The organism is Pseudomonas sp. P9_35, from assembly GCF_034008205.1.
Lineage (GTDB): Bacteria > Pseudomonadota > Gammaproteobacteria > Pseudomonadales > Pseudomonadaceae > Aquipseudomonas > Aquipseudomonas kilonensis.
This window is the reverse complement of sequence record NZ_CP125373.1, coordinates 1,418,882-1,434,128: the sequence shown is the minus strand read 5'-3', so window position 1 is coordinate 1,434,128 and position 15,247 is coordinate 1,418,882. Positions and strand designations below refer to the sequence as shown.

Genomic DNA, 15,247 nt, shown 5'->3' with positions numbered 1-15,247 from the left:
GCTTGCTCGCGATAGCGTCCGTTCAGTCGACTTGATGTTGACTGGCACACCGCAATCGCGAGCAAGCTTTGCTCCCACAGGTCCTGCTCAAACAGATCTGACGGGTGTACGACCGCAAGAGCCAGGCCGGCTGTTAGGCCGCCTCGCGGTGGACGTTGATCTCGGCGCCCCGTTAACCACGCTGGCCGAACGCAGGCATTGCGCAGTGGGCATCCAGGCATGGATGCCGAGGTAGCCGCGCTGGGCCATGGATGGCCCTTCGCGGCGGGCCCACGGAGCAATGCCTTCGTTCGGGCATGCCGAGCCTAGGCGAGGCACCGAGTGGTGGGGCAAGAGCGTTTTGCTTACTTTTGACTGGGCCGGCTCCCGGGCTTTTCAAAAGTGAGCCGCCGTCAGGGCGGAACCCTAAGCCGCCGTTACCGCAGCAATGGATATGTACCCGACCATCAGGCCGCCATCGCGAGCAAGCTCGCTCCCACAAAAAACTCCAGCGCCTGACAAACCGCGCTAAAAACACAAACGCCAGGCAAAAAGAAACCCCGAGAAGTGGGGAGACAACTCGGGGTTAAACGTGACCACTCATGGTCCGTACAACAAGCGACAAGCACCGGAGCACAATGCTCGCTCTTGTTGGTAAAGAGTCTGACTCATCAGGACGTAGGAAGGTTCCCACAAAACCCCAGTCAATTCGCCCCGACCATGACCTTGTCGCGCGCCAGATTGCGCAGCGCCGCAATCACACAGGGCTCCAGGCGGCCCTCGGCAATCAATACATCGCGATGCAGGCCATCGACCACATCCGTCAACTGACGCTTGTCGGTCAATTGGGCCTGATTGAACACTCGCTCGACCATGATGGCCCCGGAGGCATTCTTCAGCGTCACCAGGCATTCGCCCTTGGCGCCAGAGGGAGTCAGCGTGACCTGATACGGGCTCAAAGCCTCACCCAGCAATAGGCTGATACTTTCCATTCGCTCACCCTTCAATAGTCCGAAAACAACTGCATGTTCACAGTAAGTGACCGTGGGCCGCAGCAGAAAGTTCGTCAGCGCACCGAACCGGCACGCCTTCAACCTGTTCAACCGAGCATGCGCGCCCAATATGACAGGCAAACAACAGCCCTCTCTTGAAGCCTTGGCGTGGTGACGGTCGGCGTCAGGCCATCAACTTGTCGCAACGGCGCCACCGACGCCCGGCATCGGTCCAGCCCCCCAGAATGCCGCGCAACTGCCCGTCAGCCCCATAGAAGGGCACCGACCAATGATAGATTTCCCGCAAGCCGCTGCTGAACATCAATTGTCGGTCGACGAACCGAGACTGGCCGGTGCGCAATTGCTCCATCACCTCCCCATGGAGCAACTCGGCAGTGGCCGGCGGGAATGCCGCCGAATCCGTCAGCCGCGTGCCCCGCAGCTTTTCGAAGCGGGTCGCAAACTGGTCCTCGTAGCTTTTGTTGCACATGATCAGGCGCCCTTCCAGATCCCGGATGAAAATCGGGTCGGGAATGGCATCCATCAAGGCCCGCTGGAGCATCAACTGGTCCTTGAGGACCGCCTCGGCCTTGAGGCGCTGGTCGATCTGTATCTGCAGGCGACGGTTCCATAGCAGGGACAGGAGGCCGAACACCACGACCACGGTCACGCACCAGTACCCCCAGCGGGACACCCGCTCCCAGATCGATGGCGCCTGGACGGGTGTGCTGCCGGCCATCCATTTGGAACGTAGCGCGCGCATGTCCTTGGCCGGGAAGGCTTCCAGGGCTTTGTTCAGGATGCTAAGCAGCACGGTCAGGTCCTGGCGTACCGCGAGGTAATCGGGTTCCCACTTGCCTTCAAGGCCCCTTCCTACCTGCAATTGTCCCGCCGGATAGAGATGCACCCCGCTTTCATTTTCGATGGTGGCATAGGCTTCCCGACTCTCGACCAATGCCCGCGCCTCGCCATAGGTCTTGGTCGTGCGCAATTCGATGGCCGGGTAGTCGCGCCTGATCTCCGCTTCCAAGGCATGCCGCGCCGGCAACGCCAGGACCTTCCCTTCCAGCTGTTCCAGCGAATGGAGAATCGACTCTCCGTCACGGCCGACAAATACCCAGCCCGAGCCACCAAATGCATGGCTGAAACTCAGGAAATCCCTGCGTTCGTCATTCATCGCCAAGAGGGTCGTCATATCGGCTTCGCTGTTCTCCAGCAGCGTCAGCAACTCGCCGGGGGAGAACGACTCTCGATGCACGAACTCAAGGCCAGTCATTTGCGTAATGCGCTGGAGAATGTCGTGGTTCAGGCCGTTCCACTGCCCCAGTTCATTCTTGAACAGGTACAACGGAAACTGCGTCGTGGCCACGATGACGCGGGGGTTCTCCTTGATCCACTTCAATTCCTGCGCATCCAATACCAGCCGCTCGCCAGGATTGAACGACGGCGTGTCGAAAGCCGCCAACTGTGCCGCATTGCCCCCTTGCGCCCAGTACATCAGGGCCAGGCCCATTACCCAGCCCCGGGCTGGCTTGCCTTTGCTAAAAAACGACATCTGCATTTCCTTCGAGATGACTCGCCCGTCCCTCCAAGGGCGAAAACCCGGCCAGTTTGGCATGCAGAAACAAGAAAGCCCGTCAGGAGACGGGCTTCAAAATGTGACAGGTTTACCCGGTCAGAGCGGCTTGCCGCGATTGCCATGCTGGCTGACAAAGGCCTGCACAGCCTTCAAGTCGTTGGGCAACACGGTGCAACGCTCATCTCGCTCAAACAAATCAGAAAGATGTGCAGGCAGTTCAAGCGCTTTTCCTACACCGGCTTTCTCCACGGCTTCCGGGAACTTGACCGGGTGAGCCGTGCCCAGGATCACCATCGGGATGTCCAGGCTACGACGGCACTCACGAGCGGCCCTGACGCCGATGGCCGTGTGCGGATCGAGCAGTTCGCCGCTCTGTTCGAACACCTCGGCGATAGTTTCGCAAGTCTGCTCATCGTCCACGGCCAGGGAGTCGAACAACTTGCGGGCTTCGGTCCACCGCTCAGGCTCGACGCTGAAACCGCCGCCCTGGCGGAAGCGGTCCATCAGGCCGGCAATCGCCGCACCATTGCGACCGTGCAGGTCGAACAGCAGGCGTTCGAAGTTCGACGACACCATGATGTCCATCGAAGGCGACAGCGTGGCGTGCAGGGTTTCCTTGACGTACTGGTTGCCGCTCATGAAGCGATGCAGGATGTCGTTGCGGTTGGTGGCGACGATCAATTGATTGATCGGCAGGCCCATGTTGCGCGCCAGGTAGCCGGCGAAGATATCGCCGAAGTTGCCGGTCGGCACCGAGAACGACACGGAGCGGGCCGGGCCGCCCAATTGCAGGGCCGCGTGGAAGTAATAAACGATCTGGGCCATGATCCGCGCCCAGTTGATCGAGTTCACCGCCACCAGCCGCGTGCCCTTGAGGAAGCTCTGGTCGGCGAAACTGGCCTTGACCATTTCCTGGCAGTCATCGAAGTTGCCTTCGATGGCGATGTTGTGGATGTTATCGCCGAAAATCGTCGTCATCTGCCGACGTTGTACTTCCGAGACCCGGTTGTGCGGGTGCAGGATGAAAATGTCGACGTTATCGCAATGCTTGCAGCCTTCGATGGCCGCCGAACCGGTGTCGCCAGAAGTGGCACCGACGATCACCACACGCTCGCCACGCTTTTGCAGCACGTAGTCCAGCAGGCGACCGAGCAGTTGCAGGGCGAAGTCCTTGAACGCCAGGGTCGGGCCGTGGAACAGCTCCATGACCCATTCGTTACCGTTGAGCTGACGCAGCGGTGCGATGGCGTTGTGGGAAAAGACGCCATAGGTCTCTTCCAGGATTTTCTTGAAATCGGCGTCCGGGATGCTGCCGGTGACGAACGGGCGCATGACCCGGAACGCCAGCTCGTGATACGGCAGGCCGGCCCAGGAAGCGATTTCTTCCTGGGTGAAGCGCGGCAGGTTTTCCGGCACATAGAGACCGCCGTCCGTGGCCAGGCCGGCCAGGAGGACATCTTCGAAATTCAGGGCCGGTGCCTGGCCGCGGGTGCTGATATAGCGCATGGGGCAAACCTTCGGTTTGGGCTTCAAGCGTTGAAGCTGCAGGCGATACATTCAAAGGCAAGTGTGCCTTCGTTCGCAGCCTGCAACTTACCGCTTGCCGCTAAATTAATTCAAATGTTCGACGCGGATACGGACCACCGGGCCAACGACACCCTGGAGCGCTTCCAACGCCGCAATCGCGTCGTTGATGCGCTGCTCGACCACACGGTGGGTCAGCAGGATCATCGGCACCAGGCCGTCGTGTTCCTCGACTTCCTTCTGCATGATCGACTCGATGTTGATACCGCGTTCCGAGAGAATGCTCGCCACTTGGGCCAGCACACCCGGATGGTCCTTGGCCTGGATGCGCAGGTAGTAGGAGCTTTCGCATGCCTCGATCGGAAGAATCGGATGAGCCGACAGCGAGTCTGGCTGGAAGGCCAGGTGCGGCACACGGTTTTCCGGGTCCGAGGTCATGGCGCGAACCACGTCCACCAGGTCGGCGATCACCGAAGAGGCCGTCGGCTCCATGCCCGCACCGGCGCCGTAGAACAGCGTCGAGCCGGAGGCATCGCCGTTGACCATCACCGCGTTCATCACGCCGTTGACGTTGGCGATCAGGCGATCGGCCGGGATCAAGGTCGGGTGCACGCGCAGCTCGATGCCGTTGGCGGTGCTGCGCGCCACGCCCAAGTGCTTGATGCGATAGCCCAAGGCTTCGGCGTAGTTCACGTCAGCGGTGGTCAGCTTGGTGATGCCTTCGGTGTAGGCCTTGTCGAACTGCAACGGAATGCCGAACGCAATGGAGGCCAGGATCGTCAGCTTGTGCGCTGCGTCGATGCCTTCCACGTCGAACGTCGGATCAGCCTCTGCGTAGCCCAGGGCCTGGGCTTCGGCGAGCACGTCTTCGAAGGTGCGACCCTTCTCGCGCATCTCGGTGAGGATGAAGTTGCCGGTGCCGTTGATGATCCCCGCGACCCAGTTGATGCGGTTGGCCGACAGGCCTTCGCGGATCGCCTTGATCACCGGGATACCACCGGCCACGGCGGCTTCGAAAGCCACGATCACGCCCTTCTCGCGGGCCTTGGCGAAAATCTCATTACCGTGAACAGCGATAAGCGCCTTGTTCGCGGTGACCACATGCTTGCCATTCTCGATGGCCTTGAGTACCAGCTCACGGGCAACGGTGTAGCCGCCGACCAGCTCTATGACGATGTCGATCTCAGGGTTCGTGGCCACTTCGAAGACATCGTTGGTAATCGCAATACCGGTCGTCTGGAACTGAGGCTTTGGCGTGCGCATGGCAATTTGTGCCACTTCGATCCCACGCCCGGCACGACGAGCAATTTCCTCGGCGTTGCGCTGAAGTACGTTGAAGGTGCCGCCACCGACGGTACCTAACCCACAGATGCCTACTTTGACCGGATTCACTCTTGACTCCCCATGAAACGGCCGACACAAGGTCGGCCGTGAAATACAGCCGCGCAGCAACGCGACTTTGTGTTTAACGGCCCGACGAAGGTTTTCGCCGAGCCGTGATCTTCAGAAGCGGATTGCCCATGATCATTTCGCGCTCAAGGCCAGTTTGGCGACTTGTGGCGCCGGCTGGTAGCCCGGAATCACCTGGCCGTCGGCCAAAACGATGGCCGGCGTACCGTTCACACCAATGGACTGGCCAAGGGCGAACTGCTTGGAAACCGGGTTCTCGCACTTGGCGGCCTTGATTTCCTTGCCATCGACCATCTTGTCCATGGCCGCTTTCTTGTCCTTGGAGCACCAGACCGCCTGCAACTGCTCATCACCCGGCGAGCCCAGGCCCTGGCGCGGGAATGCAACATAGCGCACTTCGATGCCGCGCTTGTTCAGCTCCGGCACTTCGGCGTGCAGCTTGTGGCAATACGGGCAGGTGGTGTCGGTGAACACGGTGATGTGGGACTTGGTTTCGCCAATCGCCGGATAGACCACGGTTTCAGCGACTGGAATGCCGTTGATCAACTTGGAAATGCCCTGGCGCTCGGTCATCTCGGTGAGATTGACCGGCTTGCCGTCCTTGAGCTCGAACAGGTTGCCCTGGACGATGTACTGACCGTCGGCGCTGGCGTAAAGCACGCGGCTGCCCTTGAGCTTGACCTCATACAGGCCGGCCATTGGGCTGGCCGAGATGGTTTCGATCGGCACTTCGAGCTGAAGGTTTTCCAGGCTCTTGCGGATAGCCTTGTCGGCCGCATCGTCGGCGATGGCAAAGGTACTGGCCAGCGCAATCGCGGCGGCGGTGAACATCTGGATCAAACGCATGGGGACTCCTGAGGCGAACAAATGAGACGGGAAACGCCGACCCGCAGATTCGGGTTCCAACCGCCCACTGTGCAAACCGGGAAAGCCTACCACATAAGGCCCGCGTGACCGAATGCCGCTGATGCAAGACGCTTTGAGGATTGATGCAGGCTGACACACCGCCATCGCGAGCAAGCTCGCTCCCACATTTGATCTTCGGTGCGACATAGATCTCCTGTGGGAGCGAGCTTGCTCGCGATGGCGGCAGCACTGACAACATCGCGGCAGATTTCAGCCGCGCGGATGGTGTTTGGCATGCAGCTCCTGCAACCGCGCCCGGGCGACGTGGGTGTAGATCTGGGTGGTGGACAGGTCGCTGTGGCCGAGCAGCATCTGCACCACCCGCAGGTCGGCGCCGTGGTTGAGCAGGTGCGTGGCGAAGGCATGGCGCAACGTGTGGGGCGAGAGGGATTTGCCGATCCCGGCCACCTTGGCCTGGTGCTTGATGCGGTGCCAGAAAGTCTGGCGGGTCATCTGCTCGCCGCGCAGGCTGGGGAACAGCACGTCGCTGGGGCGCCCGCCCAGCAGTTCGTGGCGGGCATCGCGCATGTAGCGCTCGACCCAGACGATCGCTTCCTCACCCATCGGCACCAGGCGCTCCTTGCTGCCTTTGCCCATCACCCGCAGCACGCCCTGGCGCAGGTTGACCTGCTCCAGGGTCAAGCTGATCAACTCGGTGACCCGCAGGCCACAGGCATACAAGACTTCGAGCATGGCCCGGTCGCGCTGACCGATGGCTTCGCTGAGGTCAGGTGCCGCCAGCAGCGCCTCCACATCGGCTTCGGAGAGGGACTTGGGCAATGGACGCCCCAATTGCGGCATTTCCACGCGCAAGGTCGGGTCCACCGCGATCAGCTTTTCCCGCAGCAAATAGCGATAGAACCCACGCAGGCCGGAGAGAAACCGCGCGGTCGAGCGCGGCTTGTAGTTCTGCTCCAGACGCCACGCCAAGTGATCAAGGATCAATTCCCGTCCGGCATTGATCAGTTCCAGGTGGTTTTCCTGCAACCAACCGTTGAACAGCGCCAAGTCGCTGCGATAGGCATCGCGGGTGTTATCGGACAGGCCCTTCTCCAGCCACAGGGCGTCGAGAAACTGGTCTATCAGCGGATGATCGATGGCGGGCATAAGAACTCTTGAAGGATGCGGGCACACACAGCATCAAAATTGCAAATGAAGCTAGGCAGGGTGCTCAAAGCGCAAATCGCAGGCAACAAAAAAGCAGCCCGCAGGCTGCTTTTTTTGCATCGGAAGCTGGACTTAAGCCAGTTTTTCCTTGATGCGAGCTGCTTTACCCGACAGGTCACGCAGGTAGTACAGCTTGGCTTTACGTACGTCACCGCGACGCTTGACAGCCATGCTGTCGATTTGCGGGCTGTAGGTCTGGAAAGTACGCTCTACGCCAACACCGTTGGAGATTTTACGAACGGTGAATGCACTGTTCACGCCACGGTTACGCTTGGCGATAACGACGCCTTCGAACGCTTGCAGACGGGAACGGTCGCCTTCCTTCACTTTCACCTGAACGACAATGGTGTCGCCTGGGGCAAAGGTAGGGATTTCTTTGGTCATCTGCTCTGCTTCGAGTGCAAGGATGATTTTGTTAGTCATGCTGTGCTCCTAAGGCAAGTCGTCGGACTCACCATCGATACGTTGTTAACTATCGTCCCGCTCGCGGATGTATTCCTCGAGCAGCTTCTTCTCTTCTCCAGAAAGCGAGCGGCTTTCCAGAAGATCGGCGCGTCGTTCATAGGTCCGACCAAGGGACTGCTGTAAACGCCAACGCCGGATGTGCGCGTGGTTGCCACTTAGCAACACGTCGGGAACACGCTGATCCGCATACACCTCCGGTCGGGTGTAGTGCGGGCAATCCAGCAGACCATCCGTAAAGGAATCTTCCTCAGCGGAATCTGCATGCCCTAAAGCTCCAGGCAGCAGTCGTGTAACCGCATCGATCAGGACCATCGCCGGCAGCTCGCCGCCAGACAGTACATAGTCGCCAATCGACCACTCTTCATCGACATGAGCTTCAATGAAACGCTCGTCAATGCCTTCATAACGGCCGGCAATCAGGATCAATGCATCCGAATTCGCCAGCTCGCGTACCGCCGACTGAGTCAGCTGGCGGCCTTGGGGCGACAGGTAGATCACCTTCGCACCCTCCCCGGCTGCCGTCCTGGCCTGAACCAGCGCATCTTCCAGGGGCTTGATCTTCATCACCATGCCCGGACCACCGCCAAACGGGCGATCGTCCACAGTGTGATGTCGATCCGTGGTGTAGTCCCGCGGATTCCAACAGGTAAGCTGCAACAGCTCCTGTTTCACCGCGCGGCTGGTTATGCCGTACTCGCTGATGGCGGAAAACATCTCGGGAAACAATGTGATGACTTCAACGCGCAAGTTAGCCACGTTTAGAAATCCGCATCCCATTCCACCTTCATCTCGCCTGCGGCAAGGTCGACGGCCAACACGCATTGCTCGGTATAGGGCAACAGGCGTTCGCGATCATCCAGGCTGCCGACGCAAGGCTTGACCACCATGACATCGTTCGAACCGGTCTCGAGCAGGTGATCGATTTTCCCGAGCAATTGCCCGAGGTGGTCGATGACCTTCAGACCCACCAGCTCGTACCAGTAGTACTCGCCGTCGGTCAGTTCAGGGAACAGGTTGCGCGGCACGCAGATCTCATAACCGGCCAGAAGACGCGCTTCTTCACGATCATCGAGATCCTTGAGCTTTGCGACCAGGAACTTGTCGTTCCCGCGTCCGCTGACCAGCTCCACCTGTTTCACGCTACCTTCGCGCTTGAGCGTCCAGGTTTTGTAGTCCAACAGGTTCTTGATCGGATCAGTAAAGGAATACACCTTCACTTCGCCGCGAACGCCATGTACAGAGTAGATCTTGCCGACAACGATCAAATCATCAGCATCTTTTGGCGTCGCGTTCATATTGCTCAGGCCGCAGCCTTAGCCGATTCCTTCAACAACTGAGCAACGCGCTCAGAAGGTTGTGCACCAACGCTCAGCCAGTAGGCTACGCGCTCTTGGTTCACGGACAGACGAACTTCCTGACCACGGGCAACAGGGTTGAAGAAACCAACCTGCTCCTTGTGGGAACCGTCACGCGGGTTGCGGCTGTCGGTTACGGTCAGGTGGTAAAACGGGCGCTTTTTGGAGCCGCCAAGGGCAAGACGGATTGTTAGCATGTGAACATCGTTCCTGTAGTCGGTGCTGCAAATCTAAATGCACAGCGGGCATAGGTGCCCGAAAGGCCGCATATTCTAAGGAATATCCGGACTTTTGCAAATGTCTTTTTCCGGCGCCTGGCGCCATGCGATCAAGATTTGCCATAGAGCCGTCATGAAAAACGGCAAGTCAGCTCCCGCGTAGCGCGGGTTTGCTGGAGATCCCCGCATCCGTGCAGGGCAACGCCGACATGACAGCCGGCGCAGATTCTTTACATTTTCGGCATGCCGCCGCCGGGCAACATACCGCCCATGCCGCGCATCATCTTGGCCATTCCGCCCTTGGCGGAGAATTTCTTCATCATCTTCTGCATCTGCTTGTGCTGCTTGATCAAGCGACCAATGTCCTGCACCTGGGTGCCGGACCCCATGGCGATACGGCGCTTGCGCGAACCGCTGATCAGCTCAGGGTCGCGGCGCTCGGCCGGGGTCATGGAGTTGATGATGGCTTCCATCTGCTTGAACTGCTTTTCAGCCGCGCCCTGGGCATTGCCCATCTGCGCCAGGTTCACACCACCGATGTTCGGCAGTTTGTCCATGAGGCCGCCAAGGCCGCCCATGTTCTTCATTTGTTGCAGCTGGTCGCGGAAGTCTTCGAGGTCGAAGCCCTTGCCCTTCTTCAGCTTCTTGGCCAGTTTCTCGGCCTTGTCCTTGTCGAGGGTCTGTTCGGCCTGCTCGATCAGGCTGAGCACGTCGCCCATGCCGAGGATGCGCGAAGCGATACGCTCGGGATGGAACGGCTCGAGCGCTTCGCTCTTCTCGCCCATACCGATGAACTTGATCGGCTTGCCGGTGATGGCGCGTACCGACAGCGCGGCACCGCCACGGGCGTCACCGTCGACCTTGGTCAGGATCACGCCAGTCAACGGCAGCGCATCACCGAACGCCTTGGCCGTGTTGGCCGCGTCCTGGCCGGTCATGGCATCGACCACGAACAGGGTTTCCACCGGGTTGATCGCGGCATGCAGCGCCTTGATCTCGCCCATCATCTCTTCATCGATGTGCAGGCGACCGGCGGTATCGACGATGACCACGTCGATGAATTTCAGTTTTGCTTCTTTAATAGCCGCCTGGGCGATGTCCACCGGCTTCTGGCTCAGGTCGGACGGGAAGAACGTCACGCCGATGTCGTTGGCCAGGGTTTCCAGTTGCTTGATCGCGGCCGGACGGTAGATGTCCGCCGACACCACCATCACCGACTTCTTCTTGCGCTCTTTAAGGAAGCGCGCCAGCTTGCCGGCTGTCGTGGTCTTGCCCGCGCCCTGCAGGCCGGCCATCAGCACCACCGCTGGCGGTACGGCGCTCAGGTTCAGGTCTTCGTTGGCGGCGCCCATCAGGCTTTCGAGTTCGGCCTGGACGATCTTCACGAACGCCTGGCCCGGTGTCAGGCTGCGCGACACTTCGGTGCCGACGGCGCGTTCCTTGACCGAATTGACGAAGTCCTTGACCACCGGCAGGGCGACGTCGGCTTCGAGCAACGCCATGCGCACTTCGCGCAGGGTGTCTTTGATGTTGTCCTCGGTCAGTTTCGCCTTGCCGGTGACATGGCGCAGCGTCTGCGAGAGACGGTCGGTTAGGTTTTCAAACATGCGCGATCCTTTCAGGCCCAGATGAGACCGGGATAATGGCGGCCCAGACCGTGAAAAATGTGCTCGGCGAGCCTGCGGCGTGGGCAGGTCGCGGATTATAGCGAAGAAGCGGGCAACGTACACCTTACTGTCAGTTGCGGTGGTCTTTCGTGCGAAGGGGGTTCTATGCCAAACTCAGCGCCTTTCGGGCTTGCCTAACAGGATTTATGCTCCCCTTGTCACCCAGCTTGCTTGCCACGCTCGCCGCCGCCTGCCTTTATGCCGCTGCGACCCTCTATCAAGGCACCCGCCTGGCCACCGGCGCCAAGGCGAACAAACGCCTGCTGGTCACGCTTGGCGTACTGGCGGTGCTCGGTCACGCGACCAGCCTTTATACCCACCTGATGACGCCGATCGGCCTGGGCCTGGACTTCTTCAACGCCGCCAGCCTGATCGCCGTCGCCGTGATAGGCCTGACGCTGCTGGCCTGCTCGCGCATTCCGGTGGAAAACCTGCTGGTGCTGCTGTTCCCGCTGGGGCTGGCGACGGTGCTGCTGGCGCAATTCGCGCCGTCGGGCACGGTGCAGATCATCGACGAAGAGCCGGGCATCCTTGCCCATATCCTGCTGTCGATCCTCGCCTATGGCCTGTTCACCATCGCGGTGTTCCAGGCCTTGCTGCTGCTGGTGCAGGACCACCAGCTCAAAAACAAGCACCCGTCCGGGCTGATCCGCAACTTCCCGCCGTTGCAAACCATGGAAAGCCTGTTGTTCGGCTTCCTCTGGGCCGGCTGGAGCCTGCTGTCGCTGTCGCTGATCTCCGGCTGGCTGTTCGTCGAGAACCTGTTCGCCCAGCACCTGGTGCACAAGACCCTGCTGGCCTGCCTGGCGTGGATCGTCTTCAGCGTGCTGCTGTGGGGCCGCAACCGCCTCGGCTGGCGCGGCCACAAGGCGATTCGCTGGACCCTGGCCGGTTTCTGCCTGCTGATGCTCGCGTACTTCGGCAGCAAGCTGGTCCGTGAATACATCCTGCATATCTGACGGACGGCCCTGATGGATACGTTGCCCGTAGCGCCGTTGTTCGCCGTGCTGGTGGTGCTGATCCTCTGGTCGGCCCTGTTCACCGCCATCGAAGCCGCCCAGCAGCACCTGTTGGCCCAGCGCACGGCCTCGCGCGCCAGTGACAAACCGCTGGCAACGCTGACATTCCCGCTGGCCAGCCTGATCCTGTGCAATACCCTCTGTCGCACCCTGGCCGTCGTCATCGGCACCTTGCTGGCAATTTTTACCTGGCTGGAAAACGGTCCTTGGGTAGCCTGGCTCGGCACCAGCGCCGCCCTGCTGGTGTTTGCCGACTACCTGCCGCGCACCTTGGCCACCCGCCAGCCCGAAGCGGTGCTGGCGCTGGGCAACGCCTTGCTTGGCATACCGCTGAAGATCCTCTATCCATTTGCCTGGCTGTTGAATAGTGCCAGCCAATTGTTGCTGCGCCCCTTTGCGCGCAAAGCCAGCATGGTGCAACAGAGCGACGACGAGATGCCCGCGTCACCGCGCAGCGAGCACGAAACTGAGCACAGCAGCGGCCGACTGCATCCGATTTCCGGCATCCATGCCCTGGACAACATCACCGTCAACGATATCCTCGTGCCCCGCAGCGAGGTCGACGGAATCAACCTCGACGACCCCATCGGCGAGATCATCGAACAGCTGCGCCTGAACCGTCGCACCCGCCTGCCGGTGTTCCACAGCGACATCAACCAGGTCGAAGCGGTGCTCAACACGCGCCAGATCCGTCATTTGCTGGCGGACGCGAGCCTGACCCAGGAAGCGCTACTGGCCGCCTCCCACGAGCCTTATTTCGTCCCTGAAAGCACGCCACTGCAACTGCAATTGCTGAATTTCCACAAGCAGCAGCGGCGCCTGGGCATGGTGGTGGACGAATACGGCGAAGTGCTGGGCATCGTCACCCTGGAAGACATCCTCGAAGAAATCGTCGGCGAATTCGAAAGCGAGCACAGCCTCGACAACCCCCACGTCCACCCCCAGCCCGATGGTCGCCTGATGATCGATGGCGCGGCGTCGATCCGCGAATTGAACAGGACCCTGGGCTGGCATCTGCCTTGCGACGGTCCCAAGACCCTCAACGGGCTGGTGACCGAAGCCCTGGAAACCATCCCCGAAAGCCCGGTGTGCCTGAAGATCGGCCGTTATCGACTGGAAATCATCGAGACCGTGGACAACCGTGTCAGCCAGGTGCTGGCGTGGCATAACAGTTCGGTGCCGGTAGTGCTCTAAACACCGCACCCGTGGCGAGGGAGCTTGCTCCCTCGCCACAAAAGCTCATCGCAAGCGCCGTTATTGTGGGCCAGCTCTCTTGTTGATTCGTTAGCCTCCTTCCTATACTCAACCCGCTTACCCAGCCCCGCCCGAACCCCGTGCTTATCCGCACCCAGCCGGTTCCGGCCCGACCATCGGCAAAATCCGCATCAGTCCTGCGACTGTTCCTACCCGAAACAGCGAAAGGATATCCGCCCACATCCCTGGGTGTTCGACCATAATAATTCGCTCCAATGGAGCACACGACTGTCAGGGATAACTGCATGACGACCGCTACCTGCAACGAGGCTGTGTCTGCCCAGCCGACAAATTCGGCCACCCGCGTGGCCACCGCGAGTTTCATCGGCACCGCCATCGAGTTCTACGACTTCTACGTCTACGCCACGGCTGCGGCCCTGGTGATCGGGCCGGTGTTCTTCCCGCAAACCTCGGGCACGGCACAGATGCTGTCGTCCTTCCTGACGTTCGGCATCGCCTTCCTTGCCCGCCCGCTGGGCTCTGCGCTGTTCGGCCATTTCGGCGACCGGATCGGGCGCAAGTCGACGCTGGTGGCGTCCCTGCTGCTGATGGGCGTTTGCACCACCCTCATCGGCGTGCTGCCGGGCTACGCCAGCATTGGCGCCTGGGCGCCGATCCTGCTGTGCGTGCTGCGTTTCGGCCAGGGCCTGGGGTTGGGCGGTGAATGGGGCGGTGCGGCGCTGCTTGCCACCGAGAACGCGCCCAAGGGCAAGCGCGCCTGGTTCGGCATGTTTCCCCAGCTGGGGCCCTCCATCGGCTTCCTGGCGGCCAACGGGCTGTTCCTGACCCTGGCCATGACCCTTGACGACGAGCAGTTCCGCGCCTGGGGCTGGCGGATTCCGTTCCTGCTCAGTGCCGTGCTGGTGATCGTCGGCCTCTATGTGCGGCTCAAGCTCCACGAAACCCCGGTGTTCGCCAATGCCATGGCTCGCCAGGAGCGAGTGAAGGTGCCGTTGGTCGAGCTGTTCAGCCAGTACTGGGCGCCAACCTTGCTGGGCGCGGCGGCGATGGTGGTGTGTTACGCGCTGTTCTACATCTCGACGGTGTTTTCCCTGAGCTACGGCGTGTCCACACTCGGCTACAGCCGCGAGACCTTCCTGGGCCTGTTGTGCTTTGCCGTGCTGTTCATGGCCGCCGCTACGCCCCTGTCGGCCTGGGCCAGCGACCGCTACGGGCGCAAGCCGGTACTGATCGTCGGCGGCGTATTGGCGATTGCCTCGGGTTTCCTCATGGAACCCTTGTTGACCCACGGCTCGACCGGCGGCGTGGCGCTGTTCCTGTGCATCGAGCTGTTCCTGATGGGCGTGACCTTCGCCCCCATGGGCGCCCTGCTACCAGAACTGTTTCCGACCCACGTGCGCTACACCGGCGCCTCGGCGGCCTACAACCTGGGCGGCATCGTCGGCGCCTCGGCCGCGCCGTTCTTCGCTCAGAAACTGGTGGCGATGGGTGGTTTGAGTTATGTCGGGGGCTACGTTTCAACGGCCGCACTGCTTAGCGTGATCGCCGTGCTGTGCTTGAAGGAGACGCGTCATAACGACTTGAACCGGGTCGCCTGACGCGTCTCCGGCAGGCTGCGATCTTTTGAGCTTTCGCTTGAGATTCAAGCGTCAGGGGAAAGATCGCAGCCTCGCTTCGCTCGGCAGCTCCTACGGGGTAAAACCGGTCAATGAAATAACCGCTAACAATCACCCGCCATTGAAACCACCCCC

Annotated in this window: 14 protein-coding genes; 3 read left to right on the top strand and 11 right to left on the bottom strand. The window is 60.7% G+C overall.

Features of this window, described 5'->3' with window-relative positions; all coding sequences use genetic code 11:
* Positions 1 to 683: 683 nt before the first annotated feature.
* The 11 genes from QMK47_RS06210 to ffh form a co-directional block, all read right to left on the bottom strand.
* Positions 684 to 971 (bottom strand): DUF3509 domain-containing protein, encoded by a 288-nt coding sequence (locus tag QMK47_RS06210; RefSeq protein ID WP_003198105.1) that lies wholly within the window; start codon positions 969 to 971, stop codon positions 684 to 686.
* A gap of 184 nt (positions 972 to 1,155) precedes the next feature.
* Positions 1,156 to 2,526: a transporter substrate-binding domain-containing protein gene (locus tag QMK47_RS06205; RefSeq protein WP_253471801.1), complete on the bottom strand. Its 1,371-nt coding sequence runs from the start codon at positions 2,524 to 2,526 to the stop codon at positions 1,156 to 1,158.
* Positions 2,527 to 2,646: 120 nt separating this feature from the next.
* Positions 2,647 to 4,056, bottom strand: coding sequence for a threonine synthase (gene thrC, locus QMK47_RS06200; RefSeq protein ID WP_320389957.1), 1,410 nt, complete (start codon positions 4,054 to 4,056; stop codon positions 2,647 to 2,649).
* Positions 4,057 to 4,161: 105 nt separating this feature from the next.
* Positions 4,162 to 5,466 carry a homoserine dehydrogenase gene (locus QMK47_RS06195; protein ID WP_003198098.1) on the bottom strand — a complete coding sequence of 435 codons (1,305 nt, stop codon included), beginning with the start codon at positions 5,464 to 5,466 and terminating at the stop codon, positions 4,162 to 4,164.
* 132 nt (positions 5,467 to 5,598) lie between these two features.
* Entirely contained in the window at positions 5,599 to 6,330 is a 732-nt protein-coding gene (gene dsbC, locus QMK47_RS06190; RefSeq protein WP_214511337.1) for a bifunctional protein-disulfide isomerase/oxidoreductase DsbC, read from the bottom strand.
* A gap of 270 nt (positions 6,331 to 6,600) precedes the next feature.
* Positions 6,601 to 7,497, bottom strand: a complete 897-nt coding sequence (gene xerD / locus QMK47_RS06185) for a site-specific tyrosine recombinase XerD (protein ID WP_253471797.1) — start codon at positions 7,495 to 7,497, stop codon at positions 6,601 to 6,603.
* 132 nt (positions 7,498 to 7,629) lie between these two features.
* Positions 7,630 to 7,980: a 50S ribosomal protein L19 gene (gene rplS, locus QMK47_RS06180; RefSeq protein WP_003175895.1), complete on the bottom strand. Its 351-nt coding sequence runs from the start codon at positions 7,978 to 7,980 to the stop codon at positions 7,630 to 7,632.
* Between the two features lie 45 nt (positions 7,981 to 8,025).
* Positions 8,026 to 8,799 (bottom strand): tRNA (guanosine(37)-N1)-methyltransferase TrmD, encoded by a 774-nt coding sequence (gene trmD / locus QMK47_RS06175; protein WP_170845966.1) that lies wholly within the window; start codon positions 8,797 to 8,799, stop codon positions 8,026 to 8,028.
* On the bottom strand, positions 8,781 to 9,317 hold the full coding sequence (gene rimM / locus QMK47_RS06170; protein WP_018611149.1) for a ribosome maturation factor RimM: 537 nt from the start codon (positions 9,315 to 9,317) through the stop codon (positions 8,781 to 8,783). The genes trmD and rimM overlap by 19 nt, the downstream gene beginning before the upstream one ends.
* 5 nt (positions 9,318 to 9,322) lie before the next feature.
* Positions 9,323 to 9,574, bottom strand: a complete 252-nt coding sequence (gene rpsP / locus QMK47_RS06165; protein WP_003198088.1) for a 30S ribosomal protein S16 — start codon at positions 9,572 to 9,574, stop codon at positions 9,323 to 9,325.
* Between the two features lie 251 nt (positions 9,575 to 9,825).
* On the bottom strand, positions 9,826 to 11,202 hold the full coding sequence (gene ffh / locus QMK47_RS06160) for a signal recognition particle protein (protein WP_253471795.1): 1,377 nt from the start codon (positions 11,200 to 11,202) through the stop codon (positions 9,826 to 9,828).
* Between the two features lie 206 nt (positions 11,203 to 11,408).
* Here ffh and QMK47_RS06155 point away from each other — a divergent pair, with 206 nt between their 5' ends.
* From QMK47_RS06155 to QMK47_RS06145, 3 genes are all read left to right on the top strand, one after another.
* Positions 11,409 to 12,221 carry an inner membrane protein YpjD gene (locus QMK47_RS06155; protein ID WP_214511335.1) on the top strand — a complete coding sequence of 271 codons (813 nt, stop codon included), beginning with the start codon at positions 11,409 to 11,411 and terminating at the stop codon, positions 12,219 to 12,221.
* A 12-nt stretch (positions 12,222 to 12,233) separates the two neighbouring features.
* Positions 12,234 to 13,475 carry an HlyC/CorC family transporter gene (locus QMK47_RS06150; protein ID WP_320389956.1) on the top strand — a complete coding sequence of 414 codons (1,242 nt, stop codon included), beginning with the start codon at positions 12,234 to 12,236 and terminating at the stop codon, positions 13,473 to 13,475.
* A 305-nt stretch (positions 13,476 to 13,780) separates the two neighbouring features.
* Positions 13,781 to 15,094 (top strand): MFS transporter, encoded by a 1,314-nt coding sequence (locus QMK47_RS06145; RefSeq protein WP_253471782.1) that lies wholly within the window; start codon positions 13,781 to 13,783, stop codon positions 15,092 to 15,094.
* The last annotated feature ends 153 nt before the right edge of the window (positions 15,095 to 15,247 follow it).

Coding starts and splice junctions, on each gene's coding strand:
- rplS (WP_003175895.1), bottom strand. CDS start 7,980: ATGACTAACAAAATCATCCTTGCACTCGAAGCAGAGCAGATGACCAAA.
- QMK47_RS06210 (WP_003198105.1), bottom strand. CDS start 971: ATGGAAAGTATCAGCCTATTGCTGGGTGAGGCTTTGAGCCCGTATCAG.
- thrC (WP_320389957.1), bottom strand. CDS start 4,056: ATGCGCTATATCAGCACCCGCGGCCAGGCACCGGCCCTGAATTTCGAA.
- QMK47_RS06150 (WP_320389956.1), top strand. CDS start 12,234: ATGGATACGTTGCCCGTAGCGCCGTTGTTCGCCGTGCTGGTGGTGCTG.
- QMK47_RS06155 (WP_214511335.1), top strand. CDS start 11,409: ATGCTCCCCTTGTCACCCAGCTTGCTTGCCACGCTCGCCGCCGCCTGC.
- rimM (WP_018611149.1), bottom strand. CDS start 9,317: ATGAACGCGACGCCAAAAGATGCTGATGATTTGATCGTTGTCGGCAAG.
- xerD (WP_253471797.1), bottom strand. CDS start 7,497: ATGCCCGCCATCGATCATCCGCTGATAGACCAGTTTCTCGACGCCCTG.
- dsbC (WP_214511337.1), bottom strand. CDS start 6,330: ATGCGTTTGATCCAGATGTTCACCGCCGCCGCGATTGCGCTGGCCAGT.
- QMK47_RS06205 (WP_253471801.1), bottom strand. CDS start 2,526: ATGTCGTTTTTTAGCAAAGGCAAGCCAGCCCGGGGCTGGGTAATGGGC.
- rpsP (WP_003198088.1), bottom strand. CDS start 9,574: ATGCTAACAATCCGTCTTGCCCTTGGCGGCTCCAAAAAGCGCCCGTTT.
- trmD (WP_170845966.1), bottom strand. CDS start 8,799: ATGGGATGCGGATTTCTAAACGTGGCTAACTTGCGCGTTGAAGTCATC.
- ffh (WP_253471795.1), bottom strand. CDS start 11,202: ATGTTTGAAAACCTAACCGACCGTCTCTCGCAGACGCTGCGCCATGTC.
- QMK47_RS06145 (WP_253471782.1), top strand. CDS start 13,781: ATGACGACCGCTACCTGCAACGAGGCTGTGTCTGCCCAGCCGACAAAT.